Genomic DNA, 15,993 nt, shown 5'->3' on the forward strand with positions numbered 1-15,993 from the left:
TGAAGTCGGGGCGACAGGATTCGAACCTGCGACCACCTGTTCCCAAAACAGGAGCGCTACCGGGCTGCGCTACACCCCGCTTTCTTCTCACAATGAAATTACTTCTTTGCAGTAAGCATCATTTCTGAATTGCGGGTGCAAAGGTACAACATTTTTCTTATTCCACCAAATTTTTCTGCAACTTTTTTTGTAAAAATATGCATTTATTCAGTTTTTTCCTAAAAAAAGGGCAACTTCCGAAGAAATTGCCCCTTTATACCTTATTATATATGACGATTGATGAATTTTCAGCAACCGCATTGTTTTGCCATTACGCCTTGATGATGCCTTCCTCTACGAAAATCTTCTTCAAGATTTCAACAGCCCGTTCTACCTGCTCTCTTGTATGAGTAGCCATAAGAGCAAAACGCACCAATGTGTCCTGAGGAGCACATGCTGGTGGGATAACAGGATTGATGAACACACCTGCATCATAAGCCAGCTTGGTAACAACGAATGTCTTCTCTGCATCACGAACGTAGAGAGGAATGATAGGACTCTCAGTCTCACCAATCTCGAAACCCTCCTCACGGAAACGCTTCAAAGCATAGTTGGTAACATCCCAAAGATTCTCAAAACGCTCTGGCTCCTTCTGGATGATATGGAGAGCCTCGAGAGCTGCAGCAGTTGCAGCTGGAGTGTTAGATGCACTGAAGATGTAAGTACGGCAGTTGTGACGGAGGAAATTGATGGTATCCTTATCTGATGCGATGAAACCACCGATAGATGCCAAACTCTTAGAGAAGGTACCCATGATGAGATCTACCTCATCGGTCAGACCGAAATGATCGCAGACACCACGTCCCTGCTTACCAAACACGCCAAGGCCATGAGCCTCATCTACCATGATAGAGCAGTTGTACTTATGCTTCAACTTCACGATTTCTGGCAAGTTAGCCAAATCGCCCTCCATAGAGAACACGCCATCCACAACGATGAGCTTGACTGCATCCTCAGGAAGCTTAGAGAGCACGCGCTCCAAATCTTCCATATCGTTGTGCTTGTAGTGAAGCTGGGTAGCGAATGAAAGACGACGGCCATCTACGATACTGGCATGATCACGGTCGTCACAGATGATATAATCACCGCGGCCTACAACACATGCCAACACGCCCTGGTTTACAGAGAAACCAGTAGAGAAGCACAATGTCTCATCCTTGCCCATAAACTCAGCAAGCTCTTTTTCGAGCTGCACATGCAAATCGAGTGTACCATTGAGGAAGCGGCTACCAGCACAGCCAGAGCCGTACTTGTCGAGAGCAGCCTTAGCTGCATCGATAACTCGCTGATCATTAGTCAAACCCTGGTAAGCATTAGAACCGAACATCAGGATCTTATGACCATCGATGTCAGTTACCTCTGTCATCTGCTTACTTGTGATCTCACGGAAGTATGGATACACACCGGCTTCCATATACTTCTGAGGTACACGATAATTCTTGTATCTTTCTTGTAATTGTCCCATTATAATAGGTGTACTTTATTTCTATTTTAATTTATTTTCTAGTTTCAGGGTGCAAAGATACAAAAAAAGACTAATATAACCGCTTTTTTCCTAAGAAAGTTTACTTTTATGCTTTTTTTAGTAGATATTTCTTGCCATTTTAGGGATTTTTATTACTTTTGCAGTTTAAAAATACAATTTCTTGACTAAGATATGAAAAAAAAGATAGTTTTCATCATGAACCCGATTTCTGGAACCAGCAGCAAAGCGGCGGTTCCCAGTTTGATAGATTCTACTTTGGACAAGGAGCAGTTCGAGTACGAGATAAAAATGACTGAAAGACCAGGACACGCCTCAGAACTGGCAGCCGAAGCCAGAGACAACCACGCAGACATCGTGGTGGCTGTAGGTGGCGATGGCACTGTGAACGAGGTAGCCCGTTCCCTCGTCCATTCCGACTCAGCATTAGGCATTCTGCCTTGCGGCTCAGGAAACGGCCTGGCGCGCCACCTGCTGTTGCCAATGAACTTGAAGAAGAGCATTGAGATCATCAACGCCTGCGAAATACACGACCTTGACTACGGAGTCATCAACGAATACCCATTCTTCTGCACTTGCGGAATGGGCTTCGATGCCTTTGTCAGCATGAAGTTTGCAGAAAGCGGAAAGCGTGGGCCAATCAGCTATGCAGAGAACATTCTGAGAGAAGGCTTGAAATATGAGCCTGAAACATATACTCTGGAGGATGAGACTGGAACAAAACAATATAAAGCGTTTCTCATCTCATGTGCCAACGCTTCCCAATACGGCAACAACGCCTATATTGCCCCACAGGCATCTATGAGCGATGGATTGATGGATGTGGTCATCATGGAACCGTTTGATGTCATCGAAGCCTCACAGGTTAGTTTCGATATGTTCAACAAAACCCTCGACAAGAACTCGAAGATCAAGTCTTTCCGTTGCAAGAAGCTCCACATCACCCGCAGCAAGCCAGGTGTCATCCATTATGATGGCGACCCTGTGATGACCGGCGCCGACATAGATGTGCACATGGAAGAAAAAGGCATCAAGATGATTGTAAATCCGTTTGCAGACAAGAGTGTGCGCAAGCCGAACGTCATCCAATCAGCCTTTGCCGATTTCTTCAACGACATCAATGTTGTACGCGATGACATTCACAAAGACATACAGCGCCAAAGCAAACGAGTAGGAGCCATCAGCAAGCTCGTACAGAGAAAACTGAATCTCTAGCCCCTACCTGACATAAAATTCTTCTGTAATTTTCGCATACCATTCTGACCGGTTCCCCTCGGAATCGGTCATTGTTTTTATAGTATTTTCCATTCCATTATACCGATGTTTTGCAAATGACAGAAGATAACGTTTCGGCTGTTTGCGCTCCACAGTCTTAACGCCACACTGCCTGATAAGATAAAATCCTAGCATACAAGCTTCCGACACAACCACCTCAAGAACCTCTGAAGGAACAATCACGGAAAAAACGCCATCAGCACTCAGTAGCATTTTTGCACCCCTGAAAAGATCCCTGAAAGGCAAGCTATCCGTATGGCGGGCCATCGTACGTTTATTGTCTGGATTTTTTAGGCTATTCAAGAAAAAAGGAGGATTGCTTACGATTGCATCAAAAGACTCCTCAGAATGATAGTCCTGCAATCGGCAGCACTCTATTTCGACACGATCGGCAAAAGGACTTGCAGCCACATTCTCAGCAGCCTCCTCACAAGCCTCTCCATCCATATCAATACCCAGCACCTGCGCCTCTGGGAAGCGCTGCGCCATCATCAGCGAAATGAGTCCGGTCCCCGACCCGATATCCAAAATGCGTTTACCGCCAGGTGCCCATGCTCCCAGCAGCACACCATCCGTTCCCACCTTCATGGCGCAACGCTCCTGATGAATCTCAAATTGTTTGAATTTAAATCCTGTCATAGTTTTACTTTTAAGATAGTAACGCAAAAATCAGCATTTTATTACAGTCTTCTTGCTTATATTAATAATAATATCTAATAAAGAGGTGATTTTCGGAAAAAACGATGGGATTCTCGGCAAAAATCACTAACTTTGCACCCTATAAGCATATATTCAAGAGAATATGCACTCCAAAAAGTGTTTATCAAAATAGAACAGAAATTCATATACACCCCAAAAAGTGTTTATCAAATAGAATATGAACAGAAATTCGAATACACAAATCCAGATGATAGCCGACTTTGAGGGCGATGCATCCGTATTGATACAAGAAAGGGAGGCAGGAATCTATCCTACCCTCTGCACTCGCGACCTGGTGGTTTTTCCATCCGTGCTTACTCCTATCTTGATAGGCAGGGCGGAAAGCAAGGAGCTGGCAAACATGCTGGAGCAAAATCCAGAAACAGTATTCTGCATCTTTTGCCAGAAGCATGCGGACATAGACTCACCTAATCAGGAAGACTTGTACGAAACCGGAACATTTGCCAAGCTGATGAGAGTCATCAACATGCCAAACGAAGAGCACCAGAAGACCATCATCGTGCAGGGTTTAGGCCGATGCAGGCTGAAGAAGATAGTAGATAAGGATCCATTCTATCTTGCAGATGTAGAAAGTCTGCCAGAGACCTGGCCTACCGAAAAGGAAGCCAAGGATCCTATGTTCAAGGCATTGACCCAAACTTTCTTCGAGGAATCTATCAAATTCATTCAGTACAATGAGAACATTCCCAACGAGGCTGTCTATGCGATCAATGAGATTACCAATCGCTTCGTGAAATGCAACTTCATCTGCACCTCCCTGCCTTTTACGGCAGAAGACAAGATCAAGATGCTGGAACAGGAGAAGCTGTCAGAGCGACTGATAGAGGCACTCAAGGCCTTGCACAAGGAGCAGAAACTGCTCTACCTGCAAAATGAAATCAGGAACAAGACGCAGTTTGATCTCGACGAGCAGCAGAAGGAATATTACCTGAAGCAGCAGATCAAGAACATCAAGGAAGAGCTGGGCGAAGGCGAAAGCAGTCCGGAAAAGAAGGAGCTGCTCGAAAAAGCCAAGACCAAGAAATGGAACGAGGCAACCCAGAAGGTTTTTCAGAAAGAGTTGGCCAAACTCGACAACATCCATCCTCAGAGCCCAGACTACCCTATCCAGCTCAACTATCTGCAGACGCTGGTAGATTTGCCTTGGGGCGAATACACCGAAGATGACCTCAGCCTGTCTCATGCCCAGAAGATTCTCAACCAGGACCACTACGGCATGGAGAAAGTAAAGGAGCGCATCCTGGAATATCTTGCCGTAAGATCCCTGAAGGGTGGAATGCAGAGTCCGATTCTCTGCCTCTATGGTCCTCCGGGAGTCGGCAAGACCAGTCTGGGCAAGAGCATTGCCAAGGCCATGAAGCGCAAATACGTGAGAATGTCTCTGGGCGGTCTGCACGATGAAGCCGAGATTCGCGGTCACCGCCGCACTTATATCGGAGCCATGCCTGGCCGCATTGTCAAGAACATCCTCAAGGCAGGCAGCAGCAACCCAGTCTTCATCCTCGACGAGATAGACAAGGTTTCAGCCAACAACCATCAGGGTGATCCAGCATCAGCCTTGCTTGAAGTACTCGACCCAGAGCAGAACAACACCTTCCACGACAATTACCTGGATGTGGATTACGATCTCTCTAAGGTTCTCTTCATCGCAACCGCCAATGACATCAGCTCAATCCCACGTCCTTTGCTCGACCGAATGGAGCTCATCGAAGTAGGCGGCTACATTACGGAGGAGAAGATAGAGATTGCCAAGCGCCACCTGATTCCGAAGGAATTGGAGAATACAGGTCTCGACAAATTCACCCCGAAGGTAAGCTTCAACAAGGCAGCCATCGAGGGCATCATCGAGCACTACACCCGAGAAAGCGGTGTGCGCCAGCTCAAGAAACAGATCAACAAGGGACTGCGCAAGATGGCCTACAAGCTCGCCTATTCCAAGGAATTGGAGAAGCCATCCATCACCGCAGCAGACCTGAAGGAGATTCTCGGCACCGCCCCATTCACCCGCGACATCTATCAGGGCAACGATTATGCCGGAGTAGTAACAGGACTTGCATGGACCTCTGTGGGCGGAGAGATTCTCTTTATCGAAACTTCTCTGAGCAAGGGACGACAGGGCAAGCTTACCCTGACCGGTAATCTGGGAGATGTGATGAAGGAATCGGCAGTCATCGCCCTGGAATACATCAAGGCGCATATCGACCTGCTGGGCGTGGATTACCGCATCTTTGAAAACTGGAACATCCATATCCACGTACCTGAAGGAGCAACGCCAAAAGACGGTCCTTCGGCAGGTATTACCATTGCCACCAGTATCGCTTCGGCCATCACCCAGCGCAAGGTTCGCAAGAACATAGCCATGACCGGCGAGATAACCCTTCGCGGCAAGGTACTCCCAGTGGGAGGCATCAAGGAGAAGATCCTGGCAGCCAAGCGTGCCGGCATTACAGACATCGTGATCTGCAAGGAAAACAAGAAGAACATCCTCGACATTCCAGAAAAGTATCTCAAGGGCGTAGAGTTCCATTACGTAGAAGATGTAGCAGATGTCTGGGAGTTTGCCCTCACCGACGAGAAGGTAAAGCACCCTATCGACTTCACCATTCCTGAAAATGACAAAAAAGAAAAGAAATGAAATTTGAACTACAAGTAACAGATAAGGCAAGCGATGCTCGCACCGGCATCATCACCACCGACCACGGACAGATCAAGACTCCGATCTTCATGCCTGTGGGAACTGTGGGCAGCGTAAAGGGTGTACATTTCGAAGAATTGCGCCAGCAGGTAAAGGCCCAGATCATCCTGGGAAACACCTACCATCTCTACCTGCGCCCGGGACTCGAAGTCATCAAGGCGGCAGGCGGACTGCATAAGTTCAACGGCTGGGACCGTCCTATCCTCACCGACAGCGGCGGCTTCCAGGTATTCTCGCTTACCGGAATCCGCAAGCTCAGAGAAGAGGGCTGCGAGTTTCGTTCGCACATCGATGGCAGCAAGCACTTCTTCACTCCAGAGAACGTGATGGATACAGAGCGCATCATCGGTGCCGACATCATGATGGCTTTCGATGAGTGTCCTCCCGGACAGAGCGACTTCATGTATGCGAAGAAGAGTCTGGAGATGACCCAGCGCTGGCTCGACCGCTGCATCAAGCGCTTCGACGAGACAGAACCTCTCTACGGTTATCAGCAAAGCCTCTTCCCTATCGTCCAGGGCTGTACTTTCCCAGAGCTGCGCCGCGAAGCAGCCAAGTACATTGCCGATAAGGGAGCCGACGGAAATGCCATCGGCGGTCTTGCCGTAGGCGAGCCTACCGAGGTGATGTACGAAATGATCGAGGTGGTGAATGAGATTCTTCCAAAGGACAAGCCTCGCTACCTGATGGGCGTAGGAACTCCCCAGAACCTGCTCGAGGCCATCGAGCGCGGTGTTGATATGTTCGACTGCGTAATGCCAACCCGCAACGGCCGCAATGCGATGCTCTTTACCTATAATGGTACGATGAACATGCGCAACAAGAAGTGGGAGATGGATTTCAGTCCAGTGGATCCAGACGGCTGCGACATCGACCAGATAACCACCAAGGCCTACCTGCACCATCTCTTCAAGGCCCAGGAGCTCCTTGCCATGCAGATTGCCAGCATCCACAACCTGTCGTTCTATCTCCGTCTCGTTACAGATGCGCGCCATCATATCGAGCAGGGCGATTTCGTAGAGTGGAAACGCTCTATCATCGATCAGCTCGGCCGTCGAATCTAGCTTGAGCGTTGAGCATTGAACTTTATAGGATGCTCCTATACATATTTTACATTAAATGATGAAAGATTATAAATACATCAGAAAACATCGCAGACTGCTCAAGATGGGCAGAGCCTTCGAATCTCGCTTCGGCTGGCTCATTGCCATCCTGCAGCGCATAGCCCGCATTCTAGGCTGGATCGGGCACAAGCTGCGATTCCTCAGGGTGCTCAGGTATCTCAACCCACTGAGATACATCAAGCGGTTAGACTGGTACATTATCAAGAAGTTCGTAGGCTACTACTTCTTCTCGATTGCACTGATCATCTCCATCTCCATCGTGTTCGACTTCAATGAGAACCTGGCGAAGTTCACGGAGTATCATGCACCGGCCAAGGCCATCATCTTCGATTATTATGCCAACTTCATCCCTTACTTCGCCAACCTCTTCAGTGCGTTGTTCGTGTTTGTGGCGGTCATCCTCTTCACGTCGAAGCTGGCAGGCAACTCAGAAATCATCGCCATTCTGGCATCAGGTGTTTCCTTCAAGCGACTCCTTCGTCCTTACCTCATCACCTGCATCATGCTCTCAGCCTTGAGCTATGTACTCTCTGCCTACGTGATTCCACACGGCACGGTAGTACGCCAGAACTTTGAGACGATGTACAAGAACAAGAAGAAGAATACTTCTGCCGAAAACGTACAGCTGCAGGTAGATAAGGGCGTAATTGCCTATATGCAGCACTACGACAACAACTCGAAGCGGGGTTACGGATTCTGTCTCGACAAGTTCCAGGACAAGAAACTCGTAAGCCACCTTACGGCGATGGAGATTCAGTATGATACGATCTCCGACAGCAAATACCACTGGAAGCTGAGCAACTGGAAGGTGCGCCAGCTGAAAGGTATGAAGGAGCACATCACCAGCGGAGCACAGAAGGATACGCTGATTACGATGGAGCCTACCGACCTGGTTTATTCCAAGGGTCAGCAGGAAACCTTCACCAGTCCGGAACTGAAGGAGTATATTTCCAAGCAGATCAACCGCGGTTCGGGCAATGTGGTGCAGTATCAGGTAGAATACCACAAGCGCATCGCCGCCTCGTTTGCCTCCTTCATCCTCACCATCATCGGAGTGTCGCTTTCATCGCGCAAGCGTAAGGGAGGAATGGGCCTATCCTTGGGAATCGGTCTTGCACTGAGCTTCGGCTACATCATGCTGCAAACCGTATCGGCAACCTTTGCCATCCAGGCAAACTTCCCTCCGGCACTTGCCGCTTGGTTGCCGAACATCATCTTCGCCTTCGTTGCCTACTTCTGCTACCGCAAGGCACCAAGGTAATTAAACATTGAAACAAAGAACCTTGACCATTGGAACGGATGAAGATCCATCCGGCTCAATGGTCAACATAAAAAAGGAAAAGAATGTATTTCGACGAATTAGATTTGAATGACAACGTGCTCGACGCATTATACGACATGCGCTTCGACACTTGCACCCCTGTACAGGAAAAATGTATCCCTGAGATATTGGAAGGTCACGACGTATTGGGCGTGGCACAGACCGGAACGGGTAAGACAGCAGCCTATCTGCTCCCAGTATTGAGCAAGCTTGACGATGGCGGCTATCCGAAAGACGCCATCAACTGCGTCATCATGTCGCCAACCCGTGAGTTGGCCCAGCAGATAGACCAGGCCATGCAGGGCTTCGGCTACTACCTGCAGGATGTGAGCAGCGTGGCTGTTTATGGCGGCAACGACGGCAACCGCTACGATCAGGAGCTGAAGAGTCTCCGCATGGGTGCTGATGTCGTGATTGCTACTCCAGGTCGCCTCATCACCCACATTTCCCTGGGTAATGTAGATTTGAGCAAGGTAAGCTTCTTCATTCTCGATGAGGCCGACCGCATGCTCGACATGGGCTTCTCAGAAGACATCAATACCATCGCTTCCAAGTTGCCAAAGACCTGCCAGACCATCATGTTCTCTGCCACCATGCCTGAGAAGATTGAGGAACTTGCCAAGGCCCTGCTCAAGGATCCTGTAGAGATCAAGCTTGCCGTAAGCAAGCCTGCCGAGAAGATCAAGCAGGAGGCTTACGTTTGTTACGAGACCCAGAAGATGACCATCATCAAGGATATCTTCAAGGCTGGCGATATGAAGCGCGTCATCGTGTTCAGCGGCAGCAAGATGAAGGTGAAGCAGCTGGCTGCTGCCCTTCAGCAGATCGGCATCAACTGCGGTGCAATGCACTCCGACCTGGAGCAGGCAGAGCGCGATGATGTGATGTTCAAGTTCAAGAGCGGTCAGTTCGACGTACTGGTTGCTACGGATATCGTGGCTCGTGGAATCGATATTGATGATATCGAGATGGTCATCAATTATGACGTTCCTCACGATACTGAGGATTATGTTCACCGCATCGGCCGTACAGCCCGTGCCAACCGCGATGGTAGAGCCATCACCTTCGTCAACGAGGAAGACCAGTACTGGTTCCAGCAGATTGAGAAGTTCCTGGAGAAGGTGGTAGAGAAGATGCCTCTGCCGGAAGATTGCGGCGAAGGCCCTGAATACATCAAGCTCAACAAGCCTTCAAAACGCAACAATGGTCGAAAGGGCAAGGGCGGAAAGCAGGGCGGAAACAACCGCAACGGCAACCGCAGCGGCAACAATAACAGCAACGGCGAGGGCGAGGGCAAGACCAAGACCAAGACCAGCGCCAAGAGCCGCAGACAGAAAGACCGCGACCAGACTTCACACAAGCGCAAGCCAAACAAGCCAAACGAGCGTCAGGAAAAGACTCCTCAGAACAATGGCGAGAATGGTGCACATAAGAATCACGAGAATGGCGCACAGAAGAATGGCGAGTTCAAGAACAATGAACAGAGAAACGCTGAGCAGCACAACGGCGAGCAGAAGAACCGCAATAACAACAAGCGCCGCAACAACAATAAGCAGCGCAACAACGAGGACGGCAACCAGCGCCCGGGCAATGAGAACAATGTTCGTCCAGGCAGCAATGGCCGAGGCAGAGGCGTAGCCCAGAAGAAGCAGGGTGGCGCCCAGCAGAACCAGCAGAAGCGACAGGGCACAGCTCAGCAGAACCAGCAGAAGAAGGGAACTGAGAATTCCGGTCCTCGCAAGTACGCTCCTGTTGTCAATCCACAGAAGAACGATAATCCTGTGAAGAAATTCATCAAGCGTATCTTCGGATTCGGCAAATAATCTCAAGAGAGTGTAATCTCAAGAGAGAATAATCTCCCGAAATGATGTATTCCTGCTTCCAGGCAGGCTTATACATTATTATATATATGAGAAGCCCGATAAGAGAGTTGGACTATCCCAACCTTTTGTCGGGCTTCTCTTTTTTAAACGAACCTGAAAACACGGCTAAAATGGACAGAAATAAAAGACTCCCAGTCACTCCGCTGATGTTCTTCAGCCTCATACTATCACTTAGCATCATCACAGCCAGATACAGCTATGATTACTTCTCCACGCGCTATTGGCTCATCGCAGCCATCATTGCCATAGCCTTAGCCGGCTGCTGCTATGTACTCCATGAAAACCGTCAGCTTTCCCGGCTCTTCTTCAGAAAAATCAAGCAGTTGGTCCTTCTTCAGAGCCTCTTTCTGTCGCTCTGCCTGTTCTGTCTGGGCGGTTTCATCACCTCCCATCATATCGATAAGACGAAAGCACCTGGCAGCATCATGACCTACCTGTCACTCTCCCCCATCGACCGCACCATCCTGGCAAGCCGTTCCTTCCGCCAGCAACTGGAACAGCAGCTGCATACTTATCATATCGACGGACAGGATTTCGCCGTGATTTCTGCGATGGCGATGGGCGATAAGGGTTCACTCGACCGGGAAACCAAGGAGAGCTTTTCCATCTCCGGCACAAGTCATATACTGGCTGTTAGCGGCTTGCACATAGGCATTATCTTCCAGCTCTTCGTGATTCTTCTGGGCGGAAAGCGCCGTTCCAGACCCACCATTGCCCTGTCCCTCGTTGCCGTATGGGCGTATGTTGTCTTTATCGGCCTTCCCCCTAGCGCCGTCAGATCAGCCTCCATGCTCAGCATCTACAGTTTCTGCCTGCTAGCCCTGCGCCCCGACCTTTCGCTCAACACCCTGGCCCTAGCCTATGTCATCATGCTGTTTCTGAATCCCTTCCATCTTTTCGACATCAGTTTCCAGATGTCCTTTCTCGCCGTGGCTTCCATCCTCATATTCTATCCCCCACTCTTCGGCCTGCTCAAATCCCACGGCAAGATCATCCGTTGCCTCTGGGGACTATTCAGCGTATCCCTGGCGGCACAGATAGGTACGCTTCCGCTCATCGTCTATTATTTCGGCAGAATATCCTGTTACTCCCTGCTCACCAGCTTCATCGCCATCCCGGCAGCCACCCTCATCCTCTATCTTTGTGCCCTACTCTTGCTGCTTTCTCCCCTTACCTACATTTCCAGCCTTGCCTCCGTCGGCACCTGGCTGATGCAGCATGTTGCAGCACTACTTGCCAGCATTACCCAAGCCACCCATACCGCTTTCCGGCTTACCAGTCTGTTGCCGGGCGCCAGCATAGACCATCTTCATCTGTCACTCCTTCAGTTGATGCTTCTCTATCTGGCAGTCGTATCTGGCTACCTGGTCCTTGCCAAATGGAACCAGATAAGGGAAAAAATCTACAAGATTCGCCATTCTCATGCATTACCTTTCTAATCATTTGCCCATCACAAAAATAATGTGTATCTTTGCAGTATGAATTACGATAGAATCAAACAGCAGGCAGGTCATCTTCCTGCCTTCCAGATAGCCGACGCCATCAACAGCACCCTGAAGGAGTCGGCAAACCTTGTTGTCACTGCTCCGCCGGGAGCCGGAAAATCCACCGTGCTTCCACTCACCCTCCTCGGAGCCACCCCACAGGGAAAGATTCTGATGCTGGAACCACGCCGCCTTGCTGCCCGTCAGATAGCTGAACGAATGGCAAGCATCTTGGGCGAACCCGTGGGCAAGACCGTGGGTTACCGGGTACGCTTCGAGAACAAGGTTTCTTCAGAAACCCGCATCGAGGTGCTCACCGAGGGAATACTTACCCGAATGCTCATCCATGATGCCACGCTCGAAGGAGTGAGCGCCGTCATCTTCGATGAGTTTCACGAGCGAAGCATCAACTCCGACCTGGCACTTGCCCTCACCCGACAGGCCCAGGAAATCATCCGACCAGATTTGAAGATCATCATCATGTCGGCAACCATCGATGCTACTGCCATCTGCGAGGCTCTTCAGGCGCCATTGATAGAGAGCGAAGGACGGATGTTCCCCGTAGAGACCATTTATTCCGAGACCGACATTGCGCGATACGACATATATAAAGAGGTGGCGGCTACCATCCTCAAGGCAGCCGATAAGCACGAGGGAGATATTCTGGCTTTCCTTCCGGGACAGTCGGAGATTCTGAAATGCAAGGAGATATTGGATGCAAGCCTCAGCAGAGCAGCAGCTGCATCAGCTTCATTATCTGCAGCTTCATCATCTGCTGCAGAACTTTCCGTTCCGCAGGTTTATCCGCTCTACGGCAATCTTCCACCCGAGAAGCAGCGCCTCGCCATAGCCCCTTCGAAAGAGGGAGAAAGGAAAATTGTGCTCGCCACACCTATCGCAGAAACCTCACTTACCATCGAAGGTGTGAGGATCGTGGTGGATTCCGGACTTTGCCGAAAACTGGTTTACGATGCCCGAACGGGATTGAGCCACCTGGAAACCGTTATCATCAGCAAGGACATGGCAACCCAGCGAAGAGGACGAGCCGGACGTGTGGCTGAAGGAATCTGCTACCGGTTGTGGACTCAGACCTCGGAACATCTGATGGAAGACCAGCGCCGACCGGAGATAGAGGAAGCTGACCTTACATCGATGGTGCTCGACATTGCAGCCTTTGGCGAGAACAATCCCAAGTCGCTGCTCTGGCTTACTCCACCATCAAGCAGTAATCTGCTTAATGCCAAGGAATTGCTTCTTTCTCTTGAAGCGATAGAACCGGATGGCAGCATCACCCCATTGGGCAGAAAGATGGCAACATTGCCTTGTCATCCGCGCATCGCCAAGATGATGATGAGTTCAGAAACTTCTGCACTCAAAGCTCTAGCCTGCGATGTAGCCGCCCTGCTGGAAGAGAAAGACCCGATGAGCGACGCAGAGGATTCGGATATGGCGCTGCGCCTCTCCATCCTCCGTTCGCAGCGACAGAAAAACAGTCTGGGCAGATGGGCACGCATCGCCCAGATAGCCCAGGAATACCGAAGGATGCTCAAGGTGAAGGAAGACAATGAGCCGGTGGATGCAGAGGAGGTGGGCAGACTGATTGCCCTAGCCTATCCTGAGCGCATCGCCATGGCTATCGATAATATCGGACATTTCAGAATGTCGAACGGCAAGACAATCTTCATCGATTCAAGCGATGCAATGTCGGCGCAGCAATGGCTCGCCATCGCCTCGCTCAATGTATCTGCTCAGCCGTCTGGCACGAATGCTTCCACCCCGCTTCCATCTTCAGGAAAGGCAGGCAGGGTGTTTCTTTCGGCTCCCGTTAACATCAACGACCTCCCTACCCACGAGTTCGACAACATCTCGTGGGACAGTAAGGCGGGAATAATCAGGATGCAGAGAGAGCGACGCATCGGAACCCTGGTGGTAGATAGCAAACCGCTCCAGGATGCCGACAAACAGCAGATTATCCATATCCTCTGCACCGCCATCCGGAAGGAAGGACTCAGCATGCTGGATTGGAACGAAGACGTTCAGCGGTTGCAGCGGAGAGTGGCGCAGGTAAGAGAGTGGCACCCGGAAATGGAGTTGCCCGATCTGTCCACCGCGCACCTGATGGAGACAGCCGCCGAATGGTTGCCCTTCTATCTGGAACAGGGCGGAAAGCTCAAGACGAGCACCACCGAACTCAGGAAGCTCAATCTCCCGGAAATCCTTTGGGCACAGATTCCATACGAGCAGCAGCAGGAGATAGACCGCCTCGCACCCACCCACATCGTGGTTCCATCGGGCAGTCATATCCGCATCGACTATCGCCAGGGAGCCGAGGCACCCATCCTCAGTGTTCGTCTGCAGGAATGCTTCGGAATGACTCAGACGCCAGCTGTTGATGATGGCAGGCAGCCTCTGTTGCTGGAGCTGCTCTCTCCGGGTTTCAAGCCCGTTCAGCTTACGCAGGATCTCGCCAGTTTCTGGCAATCCACCTACTTCGAGGTGCGCAAGGAGCTGAAGCGCCGCTACCCCAAGCACTTCTGGCCCGAGAATCCATTGGAAAGTGAGGCAGTAAGAGGGGTGAAAAGGAAGAAATAATAGATAGAAGAATAGTATAACTTTTAAATAATATATAATTATGAATGTAGGAGATAAAATACCAGAGATTCTTGGCATTGACCAGGACGGACGTGAGATCAAGGCAAGCGACTACCGTGGTCGCAAGCTCGTGCTCTACAGTTATCCAAAGGCTAACACCAGCGGATGTACTGCCGAGGCCTGCTCTCTGCAGGCTCATAAGGAGGAACTGGCAGCAGCCGGTTACGAGATTATCGGCGTGAGCAAGGACAAGCAGGCTCTGCAGAAGAAGTTTGCAGAAACCAAGGGTCTGCAGTTCCCTCTTATTGCCGATACCGAGACCACTCTTTTGCAGGAACTCGGCTGCTGGGGCGAGAAGGTAACCTGCGGCAGAAAGACCATCGGAATCCTCCGCACCACCTATCTTGTCAACGAAGAAGGCATTATTGAGAAAATCTTCACTCCAAAGGAGATCAAGACCAAGATTCATGCAGAGCAGATTCTGGATTACATCCATCAATAAGCCTACTGCAGAATGGACAATATTGTCATCCAACTTTTTCTGTTGAGCATCGGAGCCAGTTTTGTGCAACGCACCACTGGCTTCGGTTTTGGCATCTTCATCATGACGATGCTCCCCTCCATCATGCCCTCTTACGGTGAGGCAACAACCCTATCAGGCATCCTGGCAATGACAACCTCACTGATCATCGTCATTCAGAAATACAAGTACATCACCTGGAGGCGGCTGCTGCCCATTCTGTTCACCTTCATCATCATTTCCATCGGAGCCATCTTCGTGCTCAAGCGGATGGAATATCACATACTGAACATATTGCTCGGTATTACGCTGATTATCGTGAGCATCTACTTCACCTTCTTCAGCAAACGCATCAAGGTGAAGACTACGTTGCCCGTGCAGGTTACGGCAGGAACATTGAGCGGATTGATGGGAGGATTCTTCGGAATGCAGGGACCACCAGCCGTGCTCTATTTCGTCAGTTCAGAGCCCGACAAGGAACGCTATCTGGCGATGACGCAGACCTATTTCCTGGCAGGCAATCTGATGATGACTTTGGCAAGAGCATACAATGGTTTCTTCACCACTACGGTCTCCATAGGTTATGTGTATGGAATAGCCGGAGTCTTCATTGGCAACCTGATAGGTTCCTGGGTGTTCAGGCACCTCAGCGGCTCCCTACTCAAATACATCATCTATGCCTATATCGGAATCAGCGGATTAACCTTCCTTCTAGGGGCGTAGCGTATCAACTTCATTTTATGCGTCATTGGCGCCATAGCGGTATTGTGGATTTGGAAGAAACTCTTTTGATTAACATCTTTAGTAGATATAAATATTGATTTTTTAAAAAACATAAGATTATGACAAACAAGGAA

Annotated in this window: 11 protein-coding genes and 1 tRNA gene; 9 read left to right on the forward strand and 3 right to left on the reverse strand. The window is 50.0% G+C overall.

Translation table 11 applies throughout. From position 1 onward, the window contains the following. Nucleotides 1-5: 5 nt before the first annotated feature. A tRNA-Pro gene (locus DW657_RS11865) sits at nt 6-79 on the reverse strand. A gap of 231 nt (nt 80-310) precedes the next feature. Next, entirely contained in the window at nt 311-1,504 is a 1,194-nt protein-coding gene (locus DW657_RS11870; protein WP_118312663.1) for an aminotransferase class I/II-fold pyridoxal phosphate-dependent enzyme, read from the reverse strand. A 192-nt stretch (nt 1,505-1,696) separates the two neighbouring features. On the opposite strand from DW657_RS11870, the gene DW657_RS11875 reads away from it, so the two are divergent. Beyond that, nucleotides 1,697-2,737 (forward strand): diacylglycerol kinase family protein, encoded by a 1,041-nt coding sequence (locus tag DW657_RS11875; RefSeq protein WP_117663739.1) that lies wholly within the window; start codon nt 1,697-1,699, stop codon nt 2,735-2,737. 3 nt (nt 2,738-2,740) lie between these two features. Here the strand turns inward: DW657_RS11875 and DW657_RS11880 are convergent, their stop codons facing one another. Then, the gene (locus DW657_RS11880) at nt 2,741-3,436 is read right to left on the reverse strand and encodes a tRNA1(Val) (adenine(37)-N6)-methyltransferase (protein WP_118312664.1); all 696 of its coding nucleotides are present in this window, start codon (nt 3,434-3,436) and stop codon (nt 2,741-2,743) included. A gap of 238 nt (nt 3,437-3,674) precedes the next feature. On the opposite strand from DW657_RS11880, the gene lon reads away from it, so the two are divergent. From lon to DW657_RS11920, 8 genes are all read left to right on the forward strand, one after another. Continuing rightward, a complete protein-coding gene (gene lon / locus DW657_RS11885) occupies nt 3,675-6,152 on the forward strand; it encodes an endopeptidase La (RefSeq protein WP_118312665.1) in 2,478 nt (825 codons plus the stop codon). Then, complete coding sequence (gene tgt, locus DW657_RS11890; RefSeq protein WP_089544148.1) at nt 6,149-7,276, forward strand: tRNA guanosine(34) transglycosylase Tgt; 1,128 nt, start codon at nt 6,149-6,151, stop codon at nt 7,274-7,276. Before lon ends, tgt begins: the two co-directional genes overlap by 4 nt. Before the next feature lie 58 nt (nt 7,277-7,334). Next, complete coding sequence (locus DW657_RS11895) at nt 7,335-8,597, forward strand: LptF/LptG family permease (protein WP_118312671.1); 1,263 nt, start codon at nt 7,335-7,337, stop codon at nt 8,595-8,597. Nucleotides 8,598-8,680: 83 nt separating this feature from the next. Further along, nucleotides 8,681-10,480 (forward strand): DEAD/DEAH box helicase, encoded by a 1,800-nt coding sequence (locus DW657_RS11900; protein ID WP_118312666.1) that lies wholly within the window; start codon nt 8,681-8,683, stop codon nt 10,478-10,480. 170 nt (nt 10,481-10,650) lie between these two features. Continuing rightward, a complete protein-coding gene (locus DW657_RS11905) occupies nt 10,651-11,979 on the forward strand; it encodes a ComEC/Rec2 family competence protein (protein WP_158577364.1) in 1,329 nt (442 codons plus the stop codon). Nucleotides 11,980-12,018: 39 nt separating this feature from the next. After that, nucleotides 12,019-14,616, forward strand: a complete 2,598-nt coding sequence (gene hrpB / locus DW657_RS11910; RefSeq protein WP_118312668.1) for an ATP-dependent helicase HrpB — start codon at nt 12,019-12,021, stop codon at nt 14,614-14,616. A gap of 40 nt (nt 14,617-14,656) precedes the next feature. Next, nucleotides 14,657-15,118, forward strand: coding sequence for a peroxiredoxin (locus DW657_RS11915; RefSeq protein ID WP_118312669.1), 462 nt, complete (start codon nt 14,657-14,659; stop codon nt 15,116-15,118). Between the two features lie 12 nt (nt 15,119-15,130). Beyond that, a complete protein-coding gene (locus DW657_RS11920) occupies nt 15,131-15,859 on the forward strand; it encodes a sulfite exporter TauE/SafE family protein (protein WP_118312670.1) in 729 nt (242 codons plus the stop codon). The last annotated feature ends 134 nt before the right edge of the window (nt 15,860-15,993 follow it).

Origin of the sequence: Prevotella sp. AM23-5, assembly GCF_003473645.1 — a bacterium.
GTDB classification, from domain to species: domain Bacteria; phylum Bacteroidota; class Bacteroidia; order Bacteroidales; family Bacteroidaceae; genus Prevotella; species Prevotella copri_A.

What these genes read in the sequence shown, in the direction of transcription:
- DW657_RS11870 (WP_118312663.1), bottom strand. Translation starts at nt 1,504, where the DNA reads ATGGGACAATTACAAGAAAGATACAAGAATTATCGTGTACCTCAGAAG.
- DW657_RS11875 (WP_117663739.1), top strand. Translation starts at nt 1,697, where the DNA reads ATGAAAAAAAAGATAGTTTTCATCATGAACCCGATTTCTGGAACCAGC.
- DW657_RS11880 (WP_118312664.1), bottom strand. Translation starts at nt 3,436, where the DNA reads ATGACAGGATTTAAATTCAAACAATTTGAGATTCATCAGGAGCGTTGC.
- lon (WP_118312665.1), top strand. Translation starts at nt 3,675, where the DNA reads ATGAACAGAAATTCGAATACACAAATCCAGATGATAGCCGACTTTGAG.
- tgt (WP_089544148.1), top strand. Translation starts at nt 6,149, where the DNA reads ATGAAATTTGAACTACAAGTAACAGATAAGGCAAGCGATGCTCGCACC.
- DW657_RS11895 (WP_118312671.1), top strand. Translation starts at nt 7,335, where the DNA reads ATGAAAGATTATAAATACATCAGAAAACATCGCAGACTGCTCAAGATG.
- DW657_RS11900 (WP_118312666.1), top strand. Translation starts at nt 8,681, where the DNA reads ATGTATTTCGACGAATTAGATTTGAATGACAACGTGCTCGACGCATTA.
- DW657_RS11905 (WP_158577364.1), top strand. Translation starts at nt 10,651, where the DNA reads ATGGACAGAAATAAAAGACTCCCAGTCACTCCGCTGATGTTCTTCAGC.
- hrpB (WP_118312668.1), top strand. Translation starts at nt 12,019, where the DNA reads ATGAATTACGATAGAATCAAACAGCAGGCAGGTCATCTTCCTGCCTTC.
- DW657_RS11915 (WP_118312669.1), top strand. Translation starts at nt 14,657, where the DNA reads ATGAATGTAGGAGATAAAATACCAGAGATTCTTGGCATTGACCAGGAC.
- DW657_RS11920 (WP_118312670.1), top strand. Translation starts at nt 15,131, where the DNA reads ATGGACAATATTGTCATCCAACTTTTTCTGTTGAGCATCGGAGCCAGT.